This window comes from Streptomyces sp. NPDC030991, from assembly GCF_055571235.1.
The window spans coordinates 1-25,160 of sequence record NZ_JBVIFR010000045.1; the positions used below are offsets into that span (position 1 = coordinate 1).

A 25,160-nucleotide genomic window follows, 5' to 3' on the forward strand; every position below is an offset into this window, starting at 1 on the left:
GGACCCACGTACGCAGCGTCTCCCCGGTGATCCCGAGATCCGCGGCCACCGCCGCGTACGTCCGCTTACCGCCCGACGCGCGATACAGCGCGACAGCATCCTTCCGGAACTCCTCCGGATACGGAGACTACGTCCCACCTGGACATCCCTCCCTGGACCCTCAAGATCCATTGTCAGGGTGTCCACTCCAAAGGGTCAGCCTCACTTTTCCTGTATTGCAAGTTGCGTGGCCCGACGCGGATGACCGATTTCACTGGGAAGAACAGGTGGAAGAGAAGCATCAGGAGTCGCAGCCTCAGTTGTGGCTACGACCGAGTGAGCACCCTGCCGGGGTTTGGACGACCGAACTCGGACCTTGAACGTGCTGGCCAGCAAGAGGCCAACTCTGTTCCGTTAAACTACTCGAGCAAGATCATTTTTCGGAGTAGTTCGAACCCGGCTCGACCGTAGAGTTGTCTCTTGATCTTCTTGATGCGGTTCACGGCACCCTCGATGCTGCCGGAGCTCCAGTCCAGGGTGAGCCCTGCAGTCACGGCGTCGAGGTCCCGGAGCAGGTGCAGCGCGAAGCCGCTGAGACCGGGTAGCTGGCTGGCGTCGACTGCGTCGATCCAGGTAGGGAGCGTGCCACCGAGGCGCCCGCTGAGTATCTCGCCGAAGTCGCGGACGTGTCCGGCGGCCGAGTCCAATTCGGGACAGCGAATCAGAACGTCTTTCAGGCCGGCGCGGTCCTCCTCGGTCAGGGCGGTGGGGTGCCTGGTGAGCCAGCCGGTCACCTGCCGCACCGTCGGCGGCCGTGGCGGTGCCCCGGGCGGAGCCTCGCGCATAGTGGCGATGTGGGCGCGGACCATGGCGTAGGTGACGGGAGCGTGCTCGGCGACCAGCTCGCTGTGCAGTCGGGTAACGCTGGTGCATCCCTCCGCGAACCGCCGCTCCAGGTAGGGCTTGTAGGGGGCCAGCCTGCTGGGCCGGGGCTGGTTCTCGCGGATGGTGTCCTGCCAGCGTGTGGCGGCTGCGTATCGGAGCACGGTGTTGAGGCCCCAACCCAGGTGCCGGGCGATCGCCCGGCGTGAGTGGCCTTGGGCAAGCATCTCGTGGACCAAGGCATGTGCTGCCTTCTTCCGCTCAGCCCGCCGGCCGACGGGCTCCCAGTCGTCCTGCGGTCGACCCGAAGCCCTTCCGGTGGCCTCTGGCAACACGCTGCTGGGCGAAGGGTTGCGCAGGCAGTCGCGATGGGCGGCGACGCAGGTCTCCACGGCCCGGCCGAGGCTCTGCCACGGATGGAACCGGTCGGCGACCTGCAGAGCGTTGGGGGCGCCGCGTCGGGCACCCTCGGCATAGGCGCCCGCCCGGTCCCGGCAGATGATCTCCACGCCCGGGTGGCGGGTCAGCCAGGCGGCCAGCGGTCCGGCTTCACGCGTCCGGAGCACATCGACCACGCGATGGTCTTCGACGCTGGTCAAGACAGTGGAGTACGTCTGGCCGCGGCGGATCGCGAAGTCGTCCACGCCCAGCACACGCGGAGTACTGAACCGTGGATCGGGCAATGCCATGACCCTGCGTAACAAGGTCATCCTTCCCGCGCCGAAACCCAGTTGGGCCGTCAGCCGAGCACCGGCCCGCTCGGCCAGGGCGAGCCCCACTCGCTCCAGGGCGTGGTTGAGCCGAGTGGTGAACCGTGCGTGCGGGGCAGCCAGCCGGGAGAACTGCTCGGCGAACGTCCGCCGCGGGCAGTCCGCCGCTCCGCAGATGAAGCGCCGGACCGTCAGTCGGATCACAAAGCCCTGCTCAGCGAGCGGAAGGTCTTTCAGCCTGCGCTTATACCGGTCGTGGATTCGGTCCGAGAAGCTGCCGCAGTCCGGACAGGCAGCCCCGGCCACGCGGCCTCGCGCCACCACCTCGACCGTGCCGAACGCCGCCGTAACCGCCTCGACGTCCACCTCGTCGATCCCGTCGAACACCAGCGAGTCCCAGAACGGTGCATCGGTCCGCATGACCAGCACCATCACCGTCCACAACCGACCATGGCGTCGACCAACAAAAACCTGAGGGAGCGTCACTTTCGACTGTCAGGCGACAAGGCGTACGCCGTCTCACACGAGCCAGTCCCTCACAATTGAACATCGATGTAACCCTCCGCGACGACGATCTGTGCCAGAACCCAGGACTCACCGATAAAGCCATCCTGGCGATCCCGGAGGCGGTCAGCCAGCTCGGGGTGCTGGACCGCTATCTGCGCGCGGCCGATGAGGACCGGCGTTTCGTGGCGTGGGAGACCCACGACGTCTGTGCGGAGGGCCTGTTGTCCACGCTCGATGTGATCGAGGGCGAGGGCCTGGCCGACCGGGTCAGTGTGGTGCGACGCAACCGCGAACTGCTCTACCGCAACGAGCGGGCCGGCGGCGCCTGGATGCGCTCGCCCGAGGCGGCGGCCGTCGTGCGTGGAGAGCGTGCGCGGCCCTGGAGCGCGCAGCAGACGGCGGTGTTCCGGCGTGAGCTGGCCGACGCCGACCGGCGGGTGCACGAGACGGTTCTGGATGAGGACCGCCGGCTTGCGGTGGTCCGTGATGCCGAACGGGCGTCGGCCTGGTCCGAGCCGCTGCGGCGCACCGCGCAGGTGCGGGCCGCGGCGCCCGGGGTCGACTATCACCGGCTTTCCGCGGACGAACACCAGTGGATCTTCGAGAACCTGGTCGTGCCCGGGTATCTCGATCAGGTGCAGCCGCAGGGGCGGCCGATGGTGGTGTTCGTGATGGGTCAGCCCGGTGCCGGGAAGAGCGGCCACCCAGCTGGTGCGCCGTCAGCGGCAACGGGTGCGACGCAACGACACAGCCCCCGTCGCTTGCTGCCGGTCCCCCTCGATCTCCTATGCCAGGTCCTCGCGGAACGCGGGCACGGAGCGCGGTCCACCGGCGAGGTCAGGGGCCCGTCCTCGAAGAGCATCGCGTCACCCGACCACTACATGGCTTCGACGGCCGGGCAGACCACTCACAAGCCGGCCGGCATCACCGTTGTGCTCGCAGTTCACAGCAAGGGGGCAGGCCGGACAGCCGTCGCCCACACGATGCCCCAAGGCCGCAGACTGCGGCCAGCACCACCGCGGCGGAGCCGAGAGACGCCAACACCGCGTCCCCCGGCCTACATCCTCATCGACTACGCGGAACACCGACCTTCGCGGCCAAAGTGAACCCCGCGCCGACAATCGGCGTCACCACACCCAGTGCCCCCACAGACCCCTGCATCACCAGCAGAACAGCCACCGCACCCACCAATGTGCACACCACAATCAACACCGCAGTCACCGCGTTAGACCCCGGCAAGTGCGCCACCGCGGGAAGCGAATCAGCACCCGCCCCCCGCTTCTTCCCTGCACCACGACTCACAAGAAGCACCTCCCCAAGCCCAGGTGAAAAACAAAACAGAGACACCGCGATGGCAGTCGCAGCCCTTTACCTCTGCGTGTCTCTGCTCTTCCCAATCGCCAATACAGCCGAACGTTGCCCCGGAACGTAAAGGACTACGAAGAACTCATAGATCGAAATGGACTCACGTCTGGCCCCCATACGGAAAACGGCCTCACCGCGTTTCGACGCGGCGGGGCCGTCCCAGTTCACAGGGCCGCTGCCACGGCCCGACAAGATCCATACAGGAGAACCGACCAGTCGGTACCCCGCAAGACCCTCATTCTCGGTCGCTCGCCTGGGCTACAGGAAGCTTGATCCCGTTGTTCAAGTTGGTAACCAACTCGAGGGATATTATCTCCGCTGGCTCTGGTTCATAACCACTTACTCAAGGAACTCCCCACAGATGGAGGGAAGTTGTAACGTTCGGCACGGACGGATCCAGCGCCGAACGAGAGTTCACGCAGGCCAGCGACGTACAGCTGCAGCCCATCTGAACCGGGCTCTCGTACACCCCCGAAGAAAGCGGCCGCCCCTCACAGCAGCGACCAGCACCGCACGGGACACCTGAGGTCCTTGGGACCACACAGACAGGTCACCTAGTTGGTTGGCAACCGTAAACAAGCTACAAACAACTCTCACTACGTTGTAGCGACTGGCCCTGCCATACGAGCCCGGCGACGAGGCGCAACGCGGACGGTGTGCCGGCGCACGCATTGTTCCACTGCGGTGCCAAGGTTCTGCCACAGGTGAAAGCGGTCAGCGACCTGGACTGCCTGTGGGGCCCCAACGCGGGCGCCTTCAGCGTAGGAGCCGGCACGATCCCGGCAGATCACCTCGATCCCAGGATGCTCACACAGCCAAGTGGCCAGCGTCCCCGCGTCCCGTCCTGGCAGCAGGGCGAGCGACTTGCGGGTCTCGCAGTCGATGAGCACAGTCCCGTAGTGCTGCCTACGGCGGGTGGCGAAATCACCGACCCCGAGCACCTTGGGCGCTTCCCAGTAGGGATCAGGAAGGGCCATCAGCAGCCGTAGCAGCGTCGTCCGGCTGACCGCACTGTGCAGTGGTCATGGCTCCCACGCTGGACCTCCTGGTGCATACCGCCCAGGCCTGGCGGACGGTCGGCCACCGCTCCCCCATGGTCGCGGTGTGCTCCCTGGACACCGTCCTGCAGCGGATCTTTGACCTCGGGCTCTCGGAGGTGGTCGAGGGCGTCCTCGCGGGGTTCGAGATCGACGTGCCCGAGATCCGCGGCGGGTTATGTGAGCGTGCTGATCACCAGGGTGAGCAGGGTGATCGTGCCGCCGAAGGCTACTCCGGAGCGCAGCAGGGCGGCCGGCAGGGAGGCGCCGTCCCAGCGGGCCAGCAGTCCGGCGGTGACGGCAGCTAGTGCTGTGACCGGGAACGTTCGCCGGGTTGGTGATCGCAGGGTGTCTTTGGCCTTGTTCCCGTTCAGGGGCTGGGTGCGTGCGACGATCAGAGGGTGGACGCACCCGATTTCATGGTTCTCCGGCGCCTTCTGATCAACTCCTTGTCGGTGCTGGCGGCCGATGCTTCGGTCCAAACGGCTTGGCTCGATGAGCACGAGGTTGCGGTGGATGAGATCGCGCTGGACTTCGATCACGCCTTCCGCATGACCAACAGGTTGGTGGAGCACCACCAGATCAGCGGGAGCGCCGCTGCTGGGCTCCTGGAGATCGACGTGCTGCTTGCCGCTATGAGCGGTCACGAGCAGGCCGACCGATGGACACGGGATGCGCTGGTCAGCGATGCCGGGTGGAGCCAGGCCCGGCAGCTCGCGCGCCAGGTCCTCATCGAGCTGACCGGCGGCTGGGAGCACCCGCTGCCGAGCATCCAGGCGATCCGCTGACGCGAGTGGTCACCGCGCCTGCCCACTGGAGGTTGGATGTGACGGCATGTTCGATCGGCGCGGGGAGGCAGGGTGGCGCGGCCAGTTCGGGTGCGAGGGCTGAGCGAGCTGGAGGGCCAGAAGCTGCAGCGGATCGTGCGTCGCGGCAGCACCAGCACGGTGCGCTATCGCCGGGCGATGATGCTGCTGGCCTCGGCGGGTGGCAACACCGTCCCGGTGATCGCCAGACTCGTGCAGGCCGACGAGGACACCGTTCGCGACGTCATCCACAAGTTCAACGAGATCGGGCTGGCCTGCCTGGACCCTCGATGGGCGGGAGGCCGTCCCCGCCTGCTCAGTGATGACGACGAGGACTTCGTCATCCAGACTGCCACCATCCGTCCCACCAAACTCGGCAAGCCGTTCACCCGCTGGTCGGTCCGCAAGCTCGCCGAGCATCTGCGCCGCGACGTCGCACGGCCGATAGAGATCGGACGCGAGGCCCTGCGCTGCCTGCTGGCCCGCCGAGGGATCACCTTCCAGCGCACCAAGACGTGGAAGGAGTCCACCGACCCGGACTTCGACGCCAAGCTGAAGCGGATCGAGTTTGCCCTGAACGAACGGCCGGACCGGACCTTCGCCTTCGACGAGTTCGGACCGCGGATCCGTCCGACCGCCGGCTCGTGCTGGGCCACAAAGGGCAAGCCCGACCGGCTGCCGGCCACTTACCACCGCACCCACGGCACCACCTACTTCCACGGCTGCTACTCGGTCGGCGACGACACCCTGTGGGGCGTCAACCGGCGCCGCAAGGGCATCGCCCCGACCTGGGCCGCCCTCAAATCGATCCGTGCGGCACGCCCGGACGGCGCCCCGATCTACGTGATCCTGGACAACCTCTCCGCCCACAAGAACTGGCGGATCCGCCGCTGGGCCGTGAAGAACAAGATCGAGCTGTGCTTCACCCCGACCAACGCCTCATGGGCGAACCCGATAGAAGCGCACTTCGGGCCGTTACGACAGTTCACCCTCGCCAACTCGAACCATCCCAACCACACCGTCCAGACCCGGGAGTTGCACCGGTACCTGCGCTGGCGCAACAAGAACGCCCGCCACCCCGTCGTCCTCGCGGCCCAACGCAGGGAACGCGCCCGCGTCCGCAGCGAGAAGGGCATCCGATGGGGCGGCCGACCACTCGCCGCATCAGCTTGATCACCGATCCGGCCAACGTTCCCGGTCACAGCACTAGCCGCGGGACGCCCCGCCAGTGATCGACTATTTGGCCAGTTCCCGTACTGTTTCAGCCTTCACATTTTCGACACGTGGATGTTCAGTCATGTGATCCCAGAGGGTGTGGGCGGGGCGGCGTCAAGATCGGCGCAGCACCACTCGACCAGATCCACATCCCAGGGGGACAACATCAGATCCGTATACCGCCCACGCCACCTCTTCGTTGCCGTGCTGGCGACGGCCGCAGCTCTGTATCCGGCCGTCAGCACCGCAGGCGTTGCTGAGCCGGCTCCGATGAGCGCAGAAACGTTTGTGTTGCCCGTGGGTACGCCAGTGCCGTCGCTAGCATCACTTAACTCGCCCAGGGCCGTGCGCTCCGCGCTCGCCACGGCGCAGTCTGCCGCAGCGGCAACCACTCCGAAAGAAGTGGTGGGCCCCGCAGCAAGGTATGGCAGACGCGCCACTGTAAACGCAGTGATAGCCCCGCCAGAGCGGGCCGCTCAAGCAGCCCGCGCGAGGCCCACGGTCAGCTACCCCGAGCCTGCCCGGTCCATGACGCTCGACGAGTGCAAGAAGGCGATGCGCGGCACCGCACAGGTCTACATCAAGTCGAGATTTTCGGTGTGCGTCGGACAGTTGGTCACAACGGTCTGGCAGAAGCGAAGCGGCGCAGTCGGAACCAGTACCTATTCCGTGTACATTCGCGGATCGGTGCCCAAGGAATCCGATCGCACGATGTCGTTCGACTACGACGTGACCGACTTCAAGACCGTGGGCACAACAAGCGTCTCAGGTTTGAAGATCGGCCTGAAAGGCGTGGTCGCGCAGGACTGGCCCTCAGCGGCCAAGCCCGTCCTCAGCAACGCTCTTCCTGTGACCAAGACCTGGCCACAGATGAAGGCCGCCCCGCACTACAAGCACACGCTGCGCTACGCGCCAGGCCAAGGCATGGGCTCCGGTGCGGCAGATGCCGTGTTCGCCGTCTACCAGCCTGAGATCGTCAGTACGCTCCCGCCGGGATGGCTGGGTGAGAGCCCCGCCGTCGGGAAGCCCTTCATGTTCGCTCCGCGCTGGGACGCGGCCTCCTACCTTCGCAACTCCACAGGGGCCGGCAACCCGGCCAACAAAGGTGGCGCCGTCTTCAGCGTAACCGCCACGCTGAACTACAGCTCCAAGGCTGGCGCCCCGGAGAAGGCTGTTGCGGATCACATCAAGAAAGCCTTCACGAAGCCCATGTCGACGAAGCCACTCAACGCTCTCAAAGACGTACCCGGGGACAAGGTTGAACAGCCACTGACCCGCCTCTACCTGGACAAGCGCCGGGCGGACCGCAACCGAGCCGTCGCGGTTCGTGAGTGCAAGCGCTACTGGGGCAACAACTATGCCGCAGGTGGCAAGCAATGTGACGAGTACCCCTTTGCCTCCACCTATCAAGGGTCGGCTGTCGAAGAGTACGACGTCCACGTAGAGAAGAAGAACTACTCCGTCATGCCCGTGGACGGCGCCCAGAACGGTGCGGCCGGCAACTTGCTGGCCGGCTTCTACACGAACAATCGGATGATTGACGGGCCGGACGACGGTTTCATCGTCAAGACCAGCTGACCCTCCGGCGGGCTCGCTCCGGAGTCTTCCCTGGGCGAGCCCGCTGCGTCACGGCTGGGGCCAGAACTCGACGAGATACTTCTCAATTCCGTAGGCAACGCCCTCCTGCTCAGATACACGCTTGGCCTCTGCCCGCCCTGCACAACTCACGCGCAGCCGCCAAAGACCCGGAGCGCCCAGCGCCACTAGTTCGGGCAGGCGGCCGTAAACACTCGACCAGATGGCGATGTCTCCGGTGGCAGAGTCGAACTCGACCTCGTCCTGCTCATCCCAGGGACCGGGCTCCAGTCCTGGCTCACCGTCCCAGATCCGGACCCGCACCTCGGCATCGTGCGTATGCGCGCCGCTGTACACGTCCACCCGCCGCTGGTGAGGAGCCAGAAATCTGCCTGGTTCGTAGTCCTGGTTGTACGGGACCGGCACTTGACTCTCGTCCGATTCCTGGAAAGCGAAGCTGTTGAAGGAGACACGCACGTCGAGCATGTCTTCCTGGATCAACGATGCCACTGGGCGCTCCCTGCCTCACCAGATCCTTGGTCGGACGGCACTCTAGTCGTTCATCAGCGCGCCCTCTCAATGATCCCCAACTCCTGCTCGCCGGACAGCTCGTCCAGGAACCCCGCGTCGCCCCATGCAAGGAGCAGGAGACATCGTCGGCGCCGTGCGCAAGCCGACGTGGATGCGCAATGAGGCCAAGCAGTGGGAAAACACCCGGACTTCCCCGCGGAAGCCCGCCGGTGACCGCCGAACAGCGACCCAAGCGACCGACCGCGCAAGGACAAGCGACGGCCGCGGAGTGGGCGGCCTTCCTGAAAGCCCGCATCAAAGAGAAGCTGGGAGGCCGCGCGCCATCGCGGCACGGCTGATGGGACCTCACCGAGCCGGGCGCGACGTCTCGGCGTTGAGCAGGGCGGCCGGGTGTTCGCACCGGTCCTGACCGAACACCTCGTGCAGGTCGTCCGCAGCGGCCTGAGACGCATCCAGCACACACCAGCCCTCATCGATGGATGCCTGGACGGCACTGACCTGTCGTTCACAACGTGACACTCCCCAACAATTCACCGGAAAGGTCAGTAACGGGGTCCTATTAGTTCGGGTGCGCATGACGTAACAGGGCCCCCCGTACGCGAGTTGGGCGCAGGGTCTTCACGGAAAGGTCACGAGATGCCATACAACCATGACATCAATCACAGTCAACACACAGCACGATTGGGCGCATTGGCCACTAACTGGTATTGCTACAGCCGTCTCCGTCCGCATAGAACGTGACCTGGCGAGTACCGCACAGCTCGCCTACTCGTGAGGAGATTTTAGTTGAGACACAGACAAGTGGCGAGATACCTGCGACGCGCAGCCATAGGTGGCATCCTGGCCATTCTCCTTGGTTCCAGCCCGGCGCTCGCCGACGCCGGCTCGAACGCGGGAATCGACCCCAATGCCGCCCCCTCCAGCCGCCCGGCAGCAGGCCCTGAGGTCCACACATTAGCCGCGAACAGCAGGCCGGTTTCGGGTAAGACCCCCAAGGCCGGTCCGGAATTCAAGCAGGCCAGCGGCGTGTGGAATGTGACCAGCCCCGAGACGGTGCTGCGCAACACGGTGTCAGACGCGGACGGCGACAAGAGCACCGAGACCTTCGAGGTCTGGACGACTGACGCCAGCGGTAACGCGAAGGACAAGGTCAAGCTGGTCGACGACGAGTACGGTGTCCTCGTCTCTCCTGCTGTCGCATCCGGCGCCACCGCCGAGGTAACTGTCCCTGCCGGCAAGCTGAAGCCGGGCGTCACCTACACCTTCCACACGTCTGCGTTCGACGGCCACCTTTACGAGACCACCTGGTCTCCGTGGGCCAAGTTCCGCATTGGGGCCTACGCAACGTTCCCCGCGCCTCAGGCGAGTTCAACCATCAATTCCGTGGCCGAGCTCCCGCAGGAAATCTTCCGCAGCGACCCCGGAGCCCTGGCGATCCGCAAGGCCGGAGACTCAAACTGCTCGAAGCCCGATGCGCAAGGCCACAAGGTTTGCCTTGAATTCCATCCGGCCTCCGAAAAGAAGCAGAAGTCCCTGCTCTCAGCTGAGGCGTCAGTGCCCGACCTCGTGTCCTGGTGTTCAGCCAAGCCGTCAGGGCACGACTACATCACCCGGGGCGACGCCTGCCTCAACGATGTAGGTAGCGCAACCTTGATCTTCACGTCTGCTGGGGATGAGGACAAGCCTCCGTTCGGAGTCGCGACGTTCAACTTCCAACAACGGCTGAAGGCCTACCCGAACAAGACCTCCAGCGGCAGTGACTTCGCCGAATTCGACCAGCAGCTCTTTGTCACGCCTACGTCCATCGACCCGCAGTTGCTTGGTGTCCGCCTCACGTGGAACGCGGGTACGGTCTGTGACCACTGCACCAGCACTCAGGTGGCCTGGAAGGACTACCTGACAGGAGCGAGCGCGGGCGGCTACTGGCTGGACAGCGAAGTCGACAAGACACAGGTTGCCAGCACCACCACAAAGTGGACGGGCACTGGCAAGGAGACGATCGACCTCACCTGGAACATGACCGCCGCCGTCGACGTCGACTTGGACCTCTCCGCGAAGGCTGATTTTGGCGGCAGCGGCAACGAGCTCAAGGTTCGGTGCGACGATCTCAGTACAGGCAGCCCCACCCCTGGGTGCGTACTCCCGTACTACACCCCGACCTACACCATGGACACCAACCTCTATCCCGCAGCCGGCGCCTACTACTGGTTCATGCAGAACCGGATGACCGGCGCCCCCGGCACCGGCGACGCACCGCTGCACTATCTCGGCCCTGATACCACCAAGACCAACGCGAATGGCAGCAAGTGGTCGAGTAACGACAGCCGCAAGGTTGTCTGTCCAGACAACTGGAGTAAGCACTCCATGGACGCCTCGATGGGCACGCCGACGTGCGACGAGTTCGCCATGGCCTCAACTCACGAGAGCGGAGGCTACCCCGACGCCAGCAACAAGTACCAGGTCTCCTCTGGTGACCAGTGCGCCCAGCTCTACACCAATCCCTCGGGTAGCACCTTCGGCCTCTTTGCCGACACGCGCAAGGACAAGGGCGGTCCCTCTAGCGCGGAGAAGTGCGGCCGCGCCACCATCCCCGGCGACCAGAATAGTGGGGCCTTCCACCTCCTCCCGGCCCCGTCCTGGCGCATGCTCGACAACGATGCCTTCTACCTCAGAAACCCTGGCTTCGAGCACTGCACCTCCACTAGCAGCACCTGTGCCTGGAAGAAGATCAGCTAAATCATCGTGACGCGTGGGGTGTGGGGTGAGCATGCGTACTCGCCCCACACCCCGCACCTCTCAATCGGCCAGGGGCTCCCATGCTGCACGCTCGGCCGGATCTTGCGGCACGCCCCAAACCAAAAACCCGTTCATCAACCCGACCTGCGCCTCTCTGGCGAGCGCCGGAATCTCGAGGACATCGGCCATCTCCTCGATGAAATCCGTCAGTGAATCGAACTGCACCTCTCGATCCGCGTACTCACTCCAGCGCCAGATCTTTCCGCTCTCAGCGTCCACACACAGACCAGATAGGGCATCTGCGTCCATCGCAGCGAAAGGGATCCAGGAGGCGCGCCAGACCGTAATCTCATCTGTGCCACCCCTCTGCCTCTGCGCCTCTTCATCACGTCTCCGCAACAGCATCTGCTGCTCATATATCCGGCGTACGACCTCGAACGACATCAATACAGAGCCCCCAGGCATGAAGCCAGGCGTCCACTCCGGGCCTACCCCCGCACGCCGACTCCACAGCGCCCTCAGTCCGACAGGCAGGCGCACCCCTAGAGACTCCTGAAGTCCCTCAATATCCGCTTCAGAAGCTCCGGGCAACAAGCTCCCTGCAGTCGCGGGGGCCCTCATCTGAAGCCATGCCTCAATCCGCTGCCAGGCGTCATCTATCTGGCGCCACTCGATGTCTCGCTCGCGTGCCACGTGGTCGTCCATGCGTAACACGCTACCCGCACCGCCTTCTGCCGCTCAGGACGAGACACAAGAACGGCCGGTGCTCCACAGTGCTCGCCGTGACCAGATACGGACTCGCCATCAAGGCACTCCCCAGGGGCGGCAAACCACCCGGAGACAACGACGAAAACAAGCATGAACTGGACGAGCCTGCAGACGAGAGCCCGGAGGATGCCCCCGAGCCGGACGCCCCCCTCACCCACGCACCCGGCCGCTACAGTTGCTACAGCCGCTACATCGAAACGGTCGACCAGTTCCTGGCCGCCGCCCCAGACCCCATCCGCAACTGGACCCCACGCGACATGGACACCGCCCCGTACTGGCTCAACACCACTACATAGCAGCACTCAACGAACCTGAGCAGAACGCAATAGAACTGACCACACCTGACCAGCACTCCGTACCCCTGACAGAACAGCAGCTCACTACACACAACCCAAGCCCCCGGCCCCGCCGTCACCGGCCAACAACAGCCCCGACCTACAACCCCCACCACCCAGCACCGAACTGATCAGCCCAGGCCAGCCCGTCACCCACTGATCAGAAAGACCGCTTCTGGACAACGGCCCTGGACCAGCTCGGCATGCGCTGGTGAACTCCAGGCCGGAGCAGACGCGTCTGCTGCTCCGCTCTTGGTCCGGTGAGGGGCGCGGCCTCAGCTCAGCGTGATCGGCACAGGCACTCGGTGCGCAACTGGACAAGCAGGTAGGACTGTGGCCGGAATCTCCTCTGCCAGGCCTGGTGCGGTTCGCACTGACCGGGGAATGTGCGCTGCGTGGCACATCCCCCGATCAATCAATCACGTGGCATTGAGTTCCGCGCCTTCCGGTTGATAGCTGGTTGCACAACGCCGACAAGTGCTCCGAGCCCGCCCAGCACCAGCCCTGCCTGCCAAGGCGCTCCGATGTACCCGAAGGAGATACTCAGGACCACACCCAGCACAACACCGATCAGGGTGTACAGCGCGACTAGCTTCCACCGGACTGTTTTGCCCGCGTCTGCAGTCGACATGAGAACCTCCGAAAGTTGTGCGTCAGACTTTGGCTCCGCCGATCAGACCGCCGAGTACGCCCCCAATCACTGCGTCTTTCGCGTCACCGCTATCGCCGCCAAAGGCTACGGCTCCGGCACCTGCGCCAGCTGCCCCCCATAGGGCGCCGGTCACAGCTCCGGCAGCAACACACCCGACTCCTGCCGTCCCGACGCAAGCGGCAGTCACCGCGGCTGCGGCACCAAGTCCCGCTACGGCGCCACCTACAGTGGATCCGAAATCACTCCAGCTGAAAAGTCCGGACGGATCTATGCGGTTGACGGGATCGCCTTCGGCGTAGAGGTAGGGGTTCTGTTCCTGGCCGGAGGGGTCGGGCTGGGTGAAGCGGCCGATGTTGGGGTCGTAGTAGCGGGCCGCGTAGTGGTAGAGGCCGGTGGTGTCGTGGTAGCCGCCGGCGAACTGGTACGGCTGGGCCACCTTTTCGCTGGTGGCGGCGCGGGTGACGCCGCGGGGGCTGTAGGCGTACGTGTTGACCTTCGTGCCGGTCTCGTCGGCCACGCCGATGACCGAGCCGATGGCATCGGTGAGGTAGTAGTACGCCTTGCCGCTGCGGGTCATGGAGTTCAGCGTGCCCCCGGGCTCATGCTCCCCATATGCGGGATGCAGACAGCACAAACGGCGCTACGAACAAAGGTGCGTGACGGGCCATCATGGAACAGACCAAGACGAGCACGGATGCATCGCCCGTCGTCCCCCCCTCGCTGGTGCTGCCGGCGTCGGCCGGACCGGCGGGTACCACCGCGGTGACGAACGCCGCGGCGTTCACCCCCGACGTGCTCGCCAAGCTCCAGGAGCTGGAGGAGCGCAGCGCGGCGCACGAGAAGAACCTGCGGCCGGACAACACCACCGACTCCTACGCCGCCGACTGGAGGCAGTGGGAGCAGTTCTGCGCGCTGCTCGAACTGCCCGTCACCGCCATCACCTCCGGCTCGCTCACCGCGTTCGTCGAGTGGCTGTGGTGGCAGTCCGGCTGGAGGAAGGGCACCTACACCGCACCCTCGACCATCGACCGCCGCCTGTCCGGCGTGGTCGTCACCGGCCGCACCGACCACCACCTGGTCCTCGACAAGACCGTGGCCGCCCGCGCCCGCCGGGTGCTCAAGGCCAAGAAGAAGGAACTGGAGAAGACCGGCGAGGTCCGCGGCCGGGGCCCGGCGCCCGCGCTGCTCGCCGAGCACCTGCGCGCCACCGTGGTCGCCGCCCCCGACAACCGGCTGGGCATCCGCGACCGCTCCATCGGACTGACCTGCTTCGCCATCGCCGGACGCGAGCACGAGGTCGCCTACCTGCGGCTGCGCGACTTCGTCGAGACCGAGCACGGCATGGAGGTCGACGTCCGGGTCTCCAAGATCAAGCCCCGGAAGGTGAAGGTGCCGTTCGGCTCCCGGCCGAGCAGCTGCCCGGTGCGCGCCTGGCGGGCCTGGAAGGCGGAGGCCAAGCTGACCGACCCGGACGACTTCGCCTACAAGCCGCTGCACAACAGGTGGCACACCGTCATGGACGGCGGGCTCGCCCCGGAGACGATCGGCGACGTCATCACCCGGCTGGGCATGTGGGCCGAGCTCGACTTCCGGCCCACCGGGCACTCCCCGCGCCGCGGACTGGCCACCAGCTCTAAGCGCGCCGGCAACGACCGCAAGGTCATCGCCAAGCAGGGCGGATGGGTCGAGAACAGCGCCGCGATGGAGGGCTACTTCGAGGACGGGGACGGCTGGGAGGAAAACGCCCTGGTGAAGGTGCTGTAACCGGGAAAAACGCGGTGACGCTAAGGCGCCGACTGGTAACCCATAAGCAGCATGCCCCCCGCGTTATTGCATTCAGTCGCGAAACGAATTCGGGCAGTCGCCATTTCCGTCGTAAATCCCGCATCGTGGAACGCGCCTCGACTTCCGTCGAAGTCTGCTTATCGTTGTTGGGTCGGGACATTTCTGGCCCGACCGGCTGCACCGCATCTACGCACCACGAGGAAGCGGCAGTTTCTCGCGCGGACACGCGAGAAACTGCCGCTCCTGGTGGCGCAGCTGAAGGAACGATGTCCAACTGGACGGAAAGGACGCGTATGCGTCACGACAACTGCAGAGCGTGGGCTGAGCTGTGGAACCAGCTCTGTTGCACGCTCCGATGGGTCCTTGCCACGCCTCGCAGGACGATGCTGTGCATCGTCCTCTGGGGCGCGGTAGCGCTTGGCTGCTACTACGTGCTGCCTCAGATCCCCTTGATTCACCTGGCTCTGATTCAGTACAACACCGCCTAGCAAGCGAGCGGGGGTCTTGGAAAGACTGCAGCTTCCAAGGCCCCCAACGTAAACCCTGGCAGCGTGTAAACGCAAACTAGCATCGGAAGGGAGCTTTAAACGTCCGGGGTGATTGTTCCGCGCCTCCGCATCATTTCGCGCGAACTCTCGCCCGGACGCCGCAGAAGACAGCCAGTCAGCCGGAATTCCCCACGACTGTGCGAAGGGGACGCGCAGTCTCTTTGACCGCCGCCTGTCTCGGTTCCTTCATCGCGTCGTACGGTTCGGACATGAACAGCCCCAGCCGTATCCCGCCCGACACGAACCCTTCGTCGGCGGCCCTGATCTTGAGGCGGGCGAGAGCAAGCTGGCCATCCGCTACCCGGACGGCGAGGAGCGCGCCTACGTCACCGGCGAGGCCGGACTGCTCACCGACAAGACCAGCCCGCTGCCCGGCTTCACCGCCCTGTCCGGGCGCACCCACGGCGACAGCCGCGACACCATCGGCCTGACCATCGAGGCCCGCGCCGAGCACCAGGGGCCGCACCGCCGAGGTCCTCGCCACCTTTGCCTATGACCCCGAGCCCGAGCAGTGGGAGAGCCACGCCTACGGCTTCCGTTTAACTGCCGCCCGGCTCACCACCCGGTCCCGGGAGCTGGGCCATCTCGACATCGCCGAGCCGGTCGTCACCGAGCACACCGACCTCTACCGGCTGCTCGACACCCTGATCACCCACCTGTACGGGAGCCAGAAGTGACCCAGACCCAGACCGCCGTACCGGCACGCCTGACGCCCACGCTCACCGTGGAGAAGGTCGTCACCAATCAGAACATCGACTGGGCCAGCGCCGAGCGGCTGGTCGAGCACTGGAACGCGGCCTACCCGGCTATGCGCACGATCCTCGACACCGTCATCGCTGCCCAGCGCAAGGCACAGCGCCCGACCGCCGACCTACCCGGCTGGAGAGGGTCCGACGCGAGCTGGGCCAGGTCGACCGGGGCACCCACCGCGTGTGCACCTACAGCGCCCCGTTCTTCTCCCCCACGTACGTCGCGCACCCGCAGGCCGGCGCTATCTACCGACTCGCCGCCGAGCTGGCCGACCTCGCGGTCGAGGACCTGCCGCCGGGCATCGAGCGCACCCCCGAGGAGGGAACGGTCGCCGGGGACGCCGAGCAGGCCGCCGCGTACGGACTGGCCGATGACGCCCAGCAGTTCGCCGCCCGCGACCTGGTCGTCGGCCTGGTCCACCGCGACCTCGACAAGAACGTCGTCGACCGCTGACCGCCCCTGCAGAAGGACACCACACCGCCCGGCACCGGGCGGTCCGACCAGCCAAGGAGTACCGATGACCGATCCCGCCGAGGAGACCCGCTACACCGCCGACGTCGTGGCCGTGACGCCGGACCGCCAGGTCCTGCTGATCGAGCGGGACTGCCCGCCGCACGAGGGCCAGTGGGCCCTGCCCGGGGGTCACGTCGACCCGACGGATGACAGCAGCAGGGACGCGGCTGCGCGCGAGCTGGTCGAGAAGACCGGCCTCCGGGTGGCCCCCGAGCAGCTGCACGAGGTCGGCCGGTGGGACCAGCCCGGCCGCGACCCGCGCGGCCGGTACATCACCGACGTGTACCTCGCCGAGGTGCCCGCCGGAACCGCCATCGCCGCCGGGGACGACGCCCGCAGCACCCGGTGGTGGCCACTCGATGGCCTGCCCGAGCCGCTGGCGTTCGACCACGCTGACATCCTCGCCAAGGCCACCGCCGGCCGCTGACCGTCCGGCAGCACCACACAGAGCAGGGACGCCCGCAGCCATTCGAGCTGGCTGCGGGCTCCCCTGTATGAGAGTAAACGGCCCTTGCAACAGACACCGATATGGGAGGAGCCAGGAAAGAGGCCCCTGTCAAAAATGACAGGGGCCTCTTTCCTGGGCCGTGCTCAGAGAGCGCCTACCGCAAGCGATGAGGCTTTCGTGGAGCGGGGATGGCTGGGAGGATCTCCCGCAGTGGGCGCACTCCGCGGGCCCACTGTTCGAGCAGGTGCCGGTCGACCAGGTGCAATTGCTGGCTGCGGGCGAAGTCGCGGGCGGGCTGCGAGACGCGGCCGTTGGTCACCAGCACCACGACGTCGCCTCTGTGGACCGGTCGGCCGGTGCCGTTGAGGGTCTGCAGGTCGGGGGTGCCGACGGCGGAACCGGCAAGGCCGTTCTTGCGGTGCTTGCACTGGATCACCCAGTACCGGCCCAGCGGGTCGTGACCCTTCACATCGGCGCCGAGGTCGCCCCGCCCGCCGCAGCGCAGCGCGTCGCGTGAACCGTCCCGGGCGAGCAGATCGCGTACCGCGGACTCGAAGACGCTGTGGTGCATCGCGTCCAACTGGCCGAGCGAGTACGTCAGGCCCTCGACCCGCAGCCGGGCAGACCGTATCTGGTCAACCTTCCGGTAGACCAGGCCCGCGGGCACGAGCAGGGCCAGCACGCCGAACACGACCAGCACCCACCAGTGCGCCCACACCCACTGACTGACCTTGACCAGTACCAACCCGACCAACACGAGGGCGCCGAGCGCGGCGAGCAGATCCTCCTCGCTCTTGCGCCGCCGGCGGCGCGGGCTCACCGGGCCACCTCGACCGCTACCGGGCGCAGTGCCCGCTGCGCGGCGCGACCGGTGTGATCGGCGCAGTCGTATCCCCTGTTCCTGGGCACGGTCCCCCCTCGTCTACAGCTCCCCGCCACTCTTATGACAACACCCCGCACTGACAGTCGGCACAGCGTCGAGATCACCCGACCGAAAATCGCCGCCTCATACTCAACGGCCGCACACAGTCGAGGAGTTGGCCGCCCAGCGTTGTCAGTGGGCGGCGCTACCGTCGAATGTTGCGCCGACGAACACCCGGCTCCCCCTGGGGGTACTGACCGCCCCCCTTCACCACCGAGGACCGCCCGTGACCTACGTACGCCCCCACCGCCGCCGTGACGGTACCTACGTCAAAGGCCACACCCGCCGCACCCGGCCGCGCACAGCCCAGCCGTACGTGGCTCCCCGACGTGCTGCTCCGCGCCGCACTCCCGCGCCGCGACCCCGCCCCGTCCAGTCAGGCCCGACCACCAGCGTCCGTCCCTACTACCGTTCCGACGGGACCCGGGTGCGCGGACACCGCCGATCCATCAGCCCGGGAACCGTCGCCGTCGTGGCCGGCGCCGGGGGCGGGTTCCTGCTGCTCCTGCTCCTCCTGCTGGCTCTGACCAGCGGCGGAGGCGCCGACACCAAGTTCCCGACGAGCAGCACCACGTCGCATTCCGCGTCCGCCCCCGCCCATCACCCCTGACCCTCACTTCGTGCACGTCAAAGGGCCCCTATCATTTCTGACAGGGGCCTTATTGCACCGGTCCGGGAGTCAGTCACCCCGGTCGAACCGGACCGGGTACGACACCGTCGGCGTGGGTCTTTTCGGCTCCTCCCAGCCTGGGAAATGCACCGGGTAGACACCCGTCTGCTGCGGACGCGGCTGTCTGCCGCCCGCCCCCGGACCCTGCCCCGTCGAGGCGTCGCCCATACTGCTGCCGACGCCGACAACGATCACGCACACGGTGACGAAAATGGTCATCTGCCGACGCGCGCCCGGAGGCCAGCGGGTGTGCTCACGTACCTCCGTGCCGCCCCTCGTGTGTTTCCTCACCCGTACGAGCCCCATGGCGCCTCCCGCCGCTCACCCGTGGAAGTGATAGCCGCCCATCAAAGCACCCGGCACTGACAGCGCACGGCCCAACCGGCGTATCCCGCTGGGAGTTTGAGTCTGGCGAACCGCTGCCACGATGGAGCGATGAGCACGGCAAGCCGTAACACAACGACTGTGTCGGGACGCACCTACCTCCGCACCCGGCCCCGCGGATTCGCACCCTGGGCTCCCAAGCCCGACACCATGCTGCTGGTCGACCAGGTGCGCGCCGTCCTCGACGAGTACCGCGACTTCCTCCCGATGACCGCGCGTCAGGTCTTCTACCGACTGGTGGGCAAGCACCGCTTCCCCAAGGACGAGAAGGCATACGACCGGCTGCAGGAGACCCTGAACCGGGCCCGCCGTGCCCGACTCATCCCGATGGACGCGATCCGCGACGACCGCGCCTCTTCCGCCGGTCACTCCTTCGGCTACGACAGCCCCGCCGAGTTCTGGGACTCGGTGCGCTCCTCCGCCCAGTACTACGCCCGGCCGCTGACCGAGGGGCAACCCCGGGTGGTCGAGGTCTGGATCGAGGCCCAGGGCATGATGCCGATGATCGCGAGCGTCACACGGGACTACGGCGTCATCGTGTACTGCTCCGGAGGCTTCGAGTCGGTGGCCGCCAAGCACGACGCGGCCATGCGCATCGCTTACAGCGATCTGCCGACCACCGTGCTCAGTGTCGGCGACTACGACCCCAGCGGCCTGTCCATCCTCGACGCCGCGGCCGAGGACGTCCTGGCGTTCGTCGAGGAAATGGGCGGTGCCCCGCCGACCATCCAGCGCCTGGCCGTCACCGCGCAGCAGATCCGCCGATACGGACTGATCACCGCGCCTCAGAAGCGCACCGACAAGCGCGGCGACCACATGCGCGAGACCGTCCAGGCCGAGGCCCTCGATCCGCAGCTGCTGACTGACCTGGTGCGTGCCGGCGTCGAGAAGGCTGTGGACCTGCGGACCCTGAAGCGGGTGAAGGCCCGCGCCGAACGCGAGCGGCAGCAGGTCATGGCCAAGGCCGAGAGGCTGTCCCGGTGAACGCTGGCGAGGAGAAGCCGACGGTGCGACTGCGCAGTGATCTGTCGGGCCCGTACTCGCTGGTCGTCCATCACGACCCGATCACCGACCCCCGGCTGTCCGCGACCGACCTGGGCGTCTATCTGCGCTGCAGGTGGCTGCTCGACATCTGCGCCCCCTACGGCAGCATCGACTGGCTGATCAGCGAGCTGAAGATGCCGGAGACCGAGACACGCACGAGCGTCCGGCATCTGATCGAGTGCGGCTACTTCGAGGAGTTCAGCGACGCCGAGAGCGAGCTGTACGACGCGCACCGCGCGAGTACCGGCGTGCACGAGGCCATCGAAACCAGCATCGACCACCTCACCCCCGCCGAGCGGTCCGCCGTCGCCCGCTTCGCCGACCTCACCGACCAGCGCAAGGCCCAGGCGCACGCCACAGTCCTTTACCCGGGGGCTTCGCCGCCCCCGGGACCCCGCTGGCCCCGTCACTCCCCGGCGCGAAATGGCATCGTCGTGGTGCAGACCGGTCGCGCCGGGGAGCAACGGGGCGGTGTCAAAGGCTGCTGCCCGGGGGCGGGCAGGGAACGGGGCTGCGGGGTGGGTGTTCGATGCCGCTGAAGTTTGACCACTGCGCGTTCGTGCCATCGAAACTTGACCGCCCAGGTCAGAGCTGTACTTTCTGACGTCACGAAACGTGTCACGCGAGGGGCAATTCAGAGCCTGCGCCGCCACACTTGGCCCCTACAGCCGGAGGCCGCTCCATGAACCTTGCGCTGGACAGTACGCAGATCGCGCTGTGGGGAATCGGAGCCATCATCGCGATCACCTTCATCGTAGGCATCGCAAAGGACTGGGAGGAGAACGGCTGCGTCCACCTCGTGGTTTTGCCGATCCTCGCTGCGATCATTGCGGCCCTCTACTTAGGCTTCTTCCGTCGGTAGTAGCGGCTCCGCCATCGCTCAAACTTTGATGGCAAGCGGTCAAGGTTCGCCGCCACGGGACAGTGGGCAGCTTTCGCATGGTGCTGACCTGCACGCATAGACTCGAACGCATGAACGACTTGCCGTTGGCGGAGCGCCTCGAGAAGCACCGCATCCTCTTGTCTTGGCTGGAGTGCGGGGCTGGAGCGGCGGACCGTGCAGTACCTGGAGCAGCAGGTCGCCGTGGAGGCGCGGCGCCGGGAGAAGGCCCGGGCGGCACGCTCCTTCAAGATCCAACCGCAGCGCGCCGGTACTGCTGCGCTGCTCCACCGGGGAGACTGTGCTTCAAGGGCGAATTTGGGCTGATCAGTGCGCAGGAGGCGATGGTCGCCCTGCAAGATCCCGGGCTGCCCGTCGAGCCGTGCGAGATCTGCAATCCGGTGGCCGCCTTGAACGGGGTGCCAGCGCCGGACGTGCAGGCGGAGTAGCCGCGCACGCGCCGGGCCGGCGGCGGCCGGAGGGTGGAGGAGTGGAGTATCCCGTTGCTGTTGCCCTCGCCGAGAACGTGACCTCCCTGCCCACCGGGCCGGGCTGGTGGTACGAGCCGAAGTTCGACGGGCACCGGCTCGTCATGCACCGCATCGCTGACACCGTCCGCTGCCACACCCGTGCAGGGCGGACCGTCACCAGGTCATGGATGGACCTTGCGGTGGCCGGGCAGGCGTGGCTGCGGCCGGGCACGGTCCTCGACGGTGAGGCCGTCGTCTGGGTCGATGGCAGGCTCGACTTCTCTGCGGCGCAGACCCGCGGGAACTCCACACGCCGGGCGTCGGAACTCGCCGCAGAGTTCCCGGCGCACTACGCGGTGTGGGACTGCCTCGCCGTCGACGGCACCGGCCTGCGGGGAAGTCCGTACACGGAGCGGCGTGCCGCACTGATCGCCCGCGCCCGGGCAGACAAACGCCTCCGCACCAAGAACCGGCCTCAGTAGAGGGCAGAAACCTACGGAACTGCACCGCGGAAGTTGCGGCCGGCCGGACATACGGTGAGTCCCCGCACCTGTTGGTACGGGGGACTCACCGCTCCGGATCACACGGCCGCTGTCGATACGAGCGGCAGCCGCCGTAGCCCGGCACTTTTGCCTGCAGGGATTGACCAGAACCTGCCAGATGATTGCATCCCAAGCACCTGACCTCCCGGCTCTAGACGTCCGACTGCATGGGCGAACGCGATCAACCCCGCCAAGGGATAAGCGCCACTGCCCTCTGTTCGCTGGTCAGCCGCCAAGCAAGACCAGCTGTTGATCCCCCATTAGTTCGGTTGAGTCAGCAAACTCATGGGTGCTATCCGCGCTACTCCGGTGGGAGCCGGTTATCCCGCGAACTGATGTAACTGTCCCCCCGGGGGGAGTTGGGTCACACCCGACGCAGCCGGACCAGATCTGACCCAACCCCGGCTTTTGGGGCGATGCCCCAGCTCACGGAACATGCGCGAGTCCTGTTCCGCCCGATCACTGCTCGGACAGTTCTTGGACCAACTCCTTGGCTGGTCCTATCGGATGACATGTCCTGGGATCCTCTGGGATTAAGGCGGGATTTCGCGCTCAAGGCACGCCAAGGCCTTGCGACTTCCTTCCGGTCGAGCCGTCTACCGCGCTCGGGGCGCCCGCCAACGCCTCGCGGTTCCTGGCCCGGTGAGTCAGCAACCAACAGCCCGGCGGCGGCCCGACGGCCGCCGCCGGCTTCCTTTCATGGGGGTCTATCCCAGTGAAGCGAACCGAAGAGGCGCCAGCCTCTCCCACCCCGGTTGTCGCCGCCGTGTTCTTCGGCATGGCGCAGGCCCTGGTCATCGTGGCGTTTCTCGCCGCGGCCGTCGTTCTCAGCCTCTTCGCGCGCATGCCGGTGCGCGATGTGCTTCTCCTTCTCGGTGTCGCCGGCGGTATCGGCGTCGCCGTGGTCGTGGCGGCCAACACGAAGGGCGGCACGGGAGGAAGCCGCACCGGAGGAATCCTTCGCCGGGTCCTCTTCGCGGCTCTGAACAACGGTTCCGGGAGCTGAGAGCCATGGGACGTCCGGAGAATCCGATCGACTACACGGTCCTGGAGGTCGGCATGCTCGCCGCCTACCTCCGCCAGCTCCGTGCAGTCGTGGGCAAGAACTACGAAGAGCTCGCCGAGCACACGCTGTCCTCGCCGAGCTCCCTGAAGAGGGCGGCCCGCGGCGGTTCCAAGGAACCGACCTGGGAGGTGGTCTTTGACTATGTCACCGCAGCCGGCGGCGACGTCGAGGAGGCCGAGGCCCTCTACACCCAGGCGAAGCAGGCCTCGGCCGAGGCGAGGCGTAATGCCCGACGCGCCAAGGTCGTACCCAAGCCGCAGTTCGTACGGGACGTCGGCGATCTCAGCGGAGCGATGCGCGACGCGTATAACAGGGCCGGCCGCCCGCCCGTACGTGAGATGGAGGAGAAGGCCGGATGGCGTCTCCCTCACAGCACCGCTCACGAGATCGTCATGGGCCGCGCTGTGCCCTATGACGTCAGGACCTACATCGCCTTCCTTGAGATGTGCGAGGTCCAGGAGCACGACCTCTACCCGTGGTTCGAGTCCTGGTACAAGGTCCGCGGCAGCCGCGTGACGAAGCTGATGGAGACGCTGTTGCACCTCAGCGGATCTGTCCGCCCCCGCGAGAAGCTCTTCGTCAACTGGTACACGAAGACGAAGGCGCCCGACGCGGTCGTCCAGGACGGCTTCGTCCTGGTGCCAGTCCCTGACCAGGCCTCCGTCCCGAGCACCCAGCACCACCCGGGTCTGTTCGAGGACACGACGCTGGACGAACTGATGGGTCCCGCGGCCCAGACACTGGCGGAGAGGAGGGATGCCCCCATCGCCGCCTGACGGTTAGCCAGCTTGCCGGTGCCGGCTGTCGGTTCTGCCGACGGGCCGGCACCGTGCTGCATGCCCGGGTGCCGGGCAGGGCCGGGTGGTGCCGGTTAGCACCTCCACCACTAGTACTGCAACGGTGCTTGTCCTGAGTGCTAAACAGTTCTCAGGGGCTGTGTCCGCGTCGTTTGTAGTGGCTGATGCGGGCTTGGTGTTGGCGTTGTCGTCGCCAATGGGACCAGTGCAGGATGTGCTCGGCCGGGGGGGCGGCGGTTGGTGAGCCGGGTGATCAGCCGTCGGATTTCGGCGAGGCTGAGGTGGATGAGCTGGGAGGATCCGTTTCTGCTTTCTCCGTATCCAGCTGGCGGGCTCGCAGGACGGTCAGGCAGGCGTGGGCGGCCATGGCCAGGGTCATGTGGCGGTGCCAGCCGGGATAGCGGCGGACCTGATAGTCGTCCAGGCCGCATTCCTGCTTCGCCGTCTGGAAGCATTCCTCCACCGTCCAGCGGCTGCCCGCGACACGGATCAGCTCGTCCAGGGTGGTGTCGGCCGGACAGTAGGCGATGTAGTAGGAGATCTCCTCGGGCCTGCTGACGCTGCGGCGGGCCAGGACCCAGTGCCGGCGGTCCTCGCGGTGCCAGGGCCGCACCTCGATGCGGGCCCAGTCGTAGATCCGTCGGCCGTGGGCTCCCTCGCCGCAGGACCGGCGTTTCCACTTCTGCCGCGCAAGGCCGGTGAACAGGTCGTGGACGGGATGATCCATGGCCCAGCGGGTGACGACGGTGTCGTGCCGCATGGTGGCCATGACATGGAAGACGTCCGCCTGCTCGAGCTCGAATCGCCAGCCCTTGCTGAAGCCGTAGGCGGCATCCGCAGTCACCCAGGTGAACGGGATCTTCTCGGCAATAGCCCGGCGGACCATCGCCTTGGCCATCGCCACCTTCGTGGCGAAGTCGATGTGGTCGTCGATGCCCGCTTGCCGACAGCGTTCGCGGTCGTCCGTCCAGGACGTGGGCAGATACAGGCGGCGGTCGATCAGCGTGCGTCCCCGCTCGGTCGCATAGGCGAGGAAGACCCCGACCTGGCAGTTCTCGGTGCGTCCCGGGGCCTGTCTATCAATAAGTGTCCGAGGAAGGGGTGTTGGTGGGACGCTGAGGTATGGCTGCGTATCCAGCCGACGGGATCTGCGTGGGTGTCCTGAAGGTCAAGTTCGATCAGTTCCTGCCGCACCTTGATGAGCGGCGGCGTCGGCTCTACCTGGCCAGCGAGGCCGCTGCCA

22 protein-coding genes and 4 pseudogenes are annotated in these 25,160 nt (G+C 66.4%); 18 read left to right on the top strand and 8 right to left on the bottom strand.

What is annotated here, in order from left to right; translation table 11 throughout:
- Positions 1-127, bottom strand: a pseudogene (locus ACZ45E_RS39190) (transposase); the annotation flags it as partial.
- A gap of 271 nt (positions 128-398) precedes the next feature.
- On the bottom strand, positions 399-1,991 hold the full coding sequence (locus tag ACZ45E_RS39195; protein ID WP_468231179.1) for an ISL3 family transposase: 1,593 nt from the start codon (positions 1,989-1,991) through the stop codon (positions 399-401).
- Between the two features lie 122 nt (positions 1,992-2,113).
- Between ACZ45E_RS39195 and ACZ45E_RS39200 the strand changes: the two genes are divergently transcribed.
- Positions 2,114-3,184, top strand: a complete 1,071-nt coding sequence (locus ACZ45E_RS39200; RefSeq protein WP_468231181.1) for a zeta toxin family protein — start codon at positions 2,114-2,116, stop codon at positions 3,182-3,184.
- A gap of 903 nt (positions 3,185-4,087) precedes the next feature.
- Here the strand turns inward: ACZ45E_RS39200 and ACZ45E_RS39205 are convergent.
- A pseudogene (locus tag ACZ45E_RS39205) lies at positions 4,088-4,462 on the bottom strand (ISL3 family transposase); the annotation flags it as partial.
- Positions 4,463-4,467: 5 nt separating this feature from the next.
- On the opposite strand from ACZ45E_RS39205, the gene ACZ45E_RS39210 reads away from it, so the two are divergent.
- From ACZ45E_RS39210 to ACZ45E_RS39225, 4 genes are all read left to right on the top strand, one after another.
- Positions 4,468-4,788: a hypothetical protein gene (locus ACZ45E_RS39210; RefSeq protein ID WP_468231232.1), complete on the top strand. Its 321-nt coding sequence runs from the start codon at positions 4,468-4,470 to the stop codon at positions 4,786-4,788.
- A gap of 93 nt (positions 4,789-4,881) precedes the next feature.
- Complete coding sequence (locus ACZ45E_RS39215) at positions 4,882-5,268, top strand: hypothetical protein (RefSeq protein ID WP_468231184.1); 387 nt, start codon at positions 4,882-4,884, stop codon at positions 5,266-5,268.
- A gap of 72 nt (positions 5,269-5,340) precedes the next feature.
- Complete coding sequence (locus ACZ45E_RS39220; protein WP_468231186.1) at positions 5,341-6,459, top strand: IS630 family transposase; 1,119 nt, start codon at positions 5,341-5,343, stop codon at positions 6,457-6,459.
- Between the two features lie 570 nt (positions 6,460-7,029).
- Positions 7,030-8,079: a NucA/NucB deoxyribonuclease domain-containing protein gene (locus tag ACZ45E_RS39225; protein WP_468231189.1), complete on the top strand. Its 1,050-nt coding sequence runs from the start codon at positions 7,030-7,032 to the stop codon at positions 8,077-8,079.
- Positions 8,080-8,127: 48 nt separating this feature from the next.
- Here ACZ45E_RS39225 and ACZ45E_RS39230 read toward each other — a convergent pair whose 3' ends face one another.
- Positions 8,128-8,586, bottom strand: coding sequence for a hypothetical protein (locus ACZ45E_RS39230; RefSeq protein WP_468231191.1), 459 nt, complete (start codon positions 8,584-8,586; stop codon positions 8,128-8,130).
- A gap of 822 nt (positions 8,587-9,408) precedes the next feature.
- Here ACZ45E_RS39230 and ACZ45E_RS39235 point away from each other — a divergent pair.
- Positions 9,409-11,343, top strand: a complete 1,935-nt coding sequence (locus ACZ45E_RS39235; protein WP_468231193.1) for a hypothetical protein — start codon at positions 9,409-9,411, stop codon at positions 11,341-11,343.
- Positions 11,344-11,403: 60 nt separating this feature from the next.
- On the opposite strand, the gene ACZ45E_RS39240 is transcribed toward ACZ45E_RS39235, so the two are convergent.
- Entirely contained in the window at positions 11,404-12,048 is a 645-nt protein-coding gene (locus tag ACZ45E_RS39240) for an SMI1/KNR4 family protein (protein ID WP_468231196.1), read from the bottom strand.
- A gap of 77 nt (positions 12,049-12,125) precedes the next feature.
- On the opposite strand from ACZ45E_RS39240, the gene ACZ45E_RS39245 reads away from it, so the two are divergent.
- Complete coding sequence (locus tag ACZ45E_RS39245) at positions 12,126-12,407, top strand: hypothetical protein (protein ID WP_468231199.1); 282 nt, start codon at positions 12,126-12,128, stop codon at positions 12,405-12,407.
- Positions 12,408-13,099: 692 nt separating this feature from the next.
- On the opposite strand, the pseudogene ACZ45E_RS39250 reads toward ACZ45E_RS39245, so the two are convergent.
- Positions 13,100-13,699 (bottom strand): annotated as a pseudogene (locus ACZ45E_RS39250) (RHS repeat-associated core domain-containing protein); the annotation flags it as partial.
- Positions 13,700-13,767: 68 nt separating this feature from the next.
- Between ACZ45E_RS39250 and ACZ45E_RS39255 the strand changes: the two are divergent.
- The 4 genes from ACZ45E_RS39255 to ACZ45E_RS39270 all read left to right on the top strand — a co-directional run bounded on the left by ACZ45E_RS39255 (position 13,768) and on the right by ACZ45E_RS39270 (position 17,121).
- Positions 13,768-14,862: a site-specific integrase gene (locus ACZ45E_RS39255; protein WP_468231201.1), complete on the top strand. Its 1,095-nt coding sequence runs from the start codon at positions 13,768-13,770 to the stop codon at positions 14,860-14,862.
- 621 nt (positions 14,863-15,483) lie between these two features.
- Positions 15,484-15,927, top strand: coding sequence for a hypothetical protein (locus ACZ45E_RS39260; RefSeq protein WP_468231203.1), 444 nt, complete (start codon positions 15,484-15,486; stop codon positions 15,925-15,927).
- 434 nt (positions 15,928-16,361) lie between these two features.
- Positions 16,362-16,634 carry a hypothetical protein gene (locus ACZ45E_RS39265; protein ID WP_468231206.1) on the top strand — a complete coding sequence of 91 codons (273 nt, stop codon included), beginning with the start codon at positions 16,362-16,364 and terminating at the stop codon, positions 16,632-16,634.
- Between the two features lie 64 nt (positions 16,635-16,698).
- On the top strand, positions 16,699-17,121 hold the full coding sequence (locus tag ACZ45E_RS39270) for an NUDIX domain-containing protein (protein ID WP_468231208.1): 423 nt from the start codon (positions 16,699-16,701) through the stop codon (positions 17,119-17,121).
- Between the two features lie 175 nt (positions 17,122-17,296).
- Here ACZ45E_RS39270 and ACZ45E_RS39275 read toward each other — a convergent pair whose 3' ends face one another.
- Complete coding sequence (locus tag ACZ45E_RS39275; protein WP_468231211.1) at positions 17,297-17,962, bottom strand: restriction endonuclease; 666 nt, start codon at positions 17,960-17,962, stop codon at positions 17,297-17,299.
- Between the two features lie 574 nt (positions 17,963-18,536).
- Between ACZ45E_RS39275 and ACZ45E_RS39280 the strand changes: the two genes are divergently transcribed.
- From ACZ45E_RS39280 to ACZ45E_RS39310, 7 genes are all read left to right on the top strand, one after another.
- Positions 18,537-18,674, top strand: coding sequence for a hypothetical protein (locus ACZ45E_RS39280; RefSeq protein WP_468231214.1), 138 nt, complete (start codon positions 18,537-18,539; stop codon positions 18,672-18,674).
- Positions 18,675-19,199: 525 nt separating this feature from the next.
- Positions 19,200-20,102 carry a hypothetical protein gene (locus ACZ45E_RS39285; RefSeq protein WP_468231216.1) on the top strand — a complete coding sequence of 301 codons (903 nt, stop codon included), beginning with the start codon at positions 19,200-19,202 and terminating at the stop codon, positions 20,100-20,102.
- The gene (locus ACZ45E_RS39290; RefSeq protein WP_468231219.1) at positions 20,099-20,701 is read left to right on the top strand and encodes a hypothetical protein; all 603 of its coding nucleotides are present in this window, start codon (positions 20,099-20,101) and stop codon (positions 20,699-20,701) included. Before ACZ45E_RS39285 ends, ACZ45E_RS39290 begins: the two co-directional genes overlap by 4 nt.
- Positions 20,702-20,844: 143 nt before the next feature.
- The gene (locus tag ACZ45E_RS39295; protein WP_468231222.1) at positions 20,845-21,024 is read left to right on the top strand and encodes a hypothetical protein; all 180 of its coding nucleotides are present in this window, start codon (positions 20,845-20,847) and stop codon (positions 21,022-21,024) included.
- Positions 21,025-21,532: 508 nt separating this feature from the next.
- Positions 21,533-21,994: an ATP-dependent DNA ligase gene (locus ACZ45E_RS39300; RefSeq protein WP_468231224.1), complete on the top strand. Its 462-nt coding sequence runs from the start codon at positions 21,533-21,535 to the stop codon at positions 21,992-21,994.
- A 775-nt stretch (positions 21,995-22,769) separates the two neighbouring features.
- A complete protein-coding gene (locus ACZ45E_RS39305) occupies positions 22,770-23,060 on the top strand; it encodes a hypothetical protein (protein WP_468231226.1) in 291 nt (96 codons plus the stop codon).
- Positions 23,061-23,065: 5 nt separating this feature from the next.
- On the top strand, positions 23,066-23,896 hold the full coding sequence (locus ACZ45E_RS39310) for a helix-turn-helix domain-containing protein (RefSeq protein WP_468231229.1): 831 nt from the start codon (positions 23,066-23,068) through the stop codon (positions 23,894-23,896).
- Between the two features lie 274 nt (positions 23,897-24,170).
- Here ACZ45E_RS39310 and ACZ45E_RS39315 read toward each other — a convergent pair.
- A pseudogene (locus ACZ45E_RS39315) lies at positions 24,171-24,983 on the bottom strand (IS701 family transposase); the annotation flags it as partial.
- Positions 24,984-25,160 lie beyond the last annotated feature (177 nt).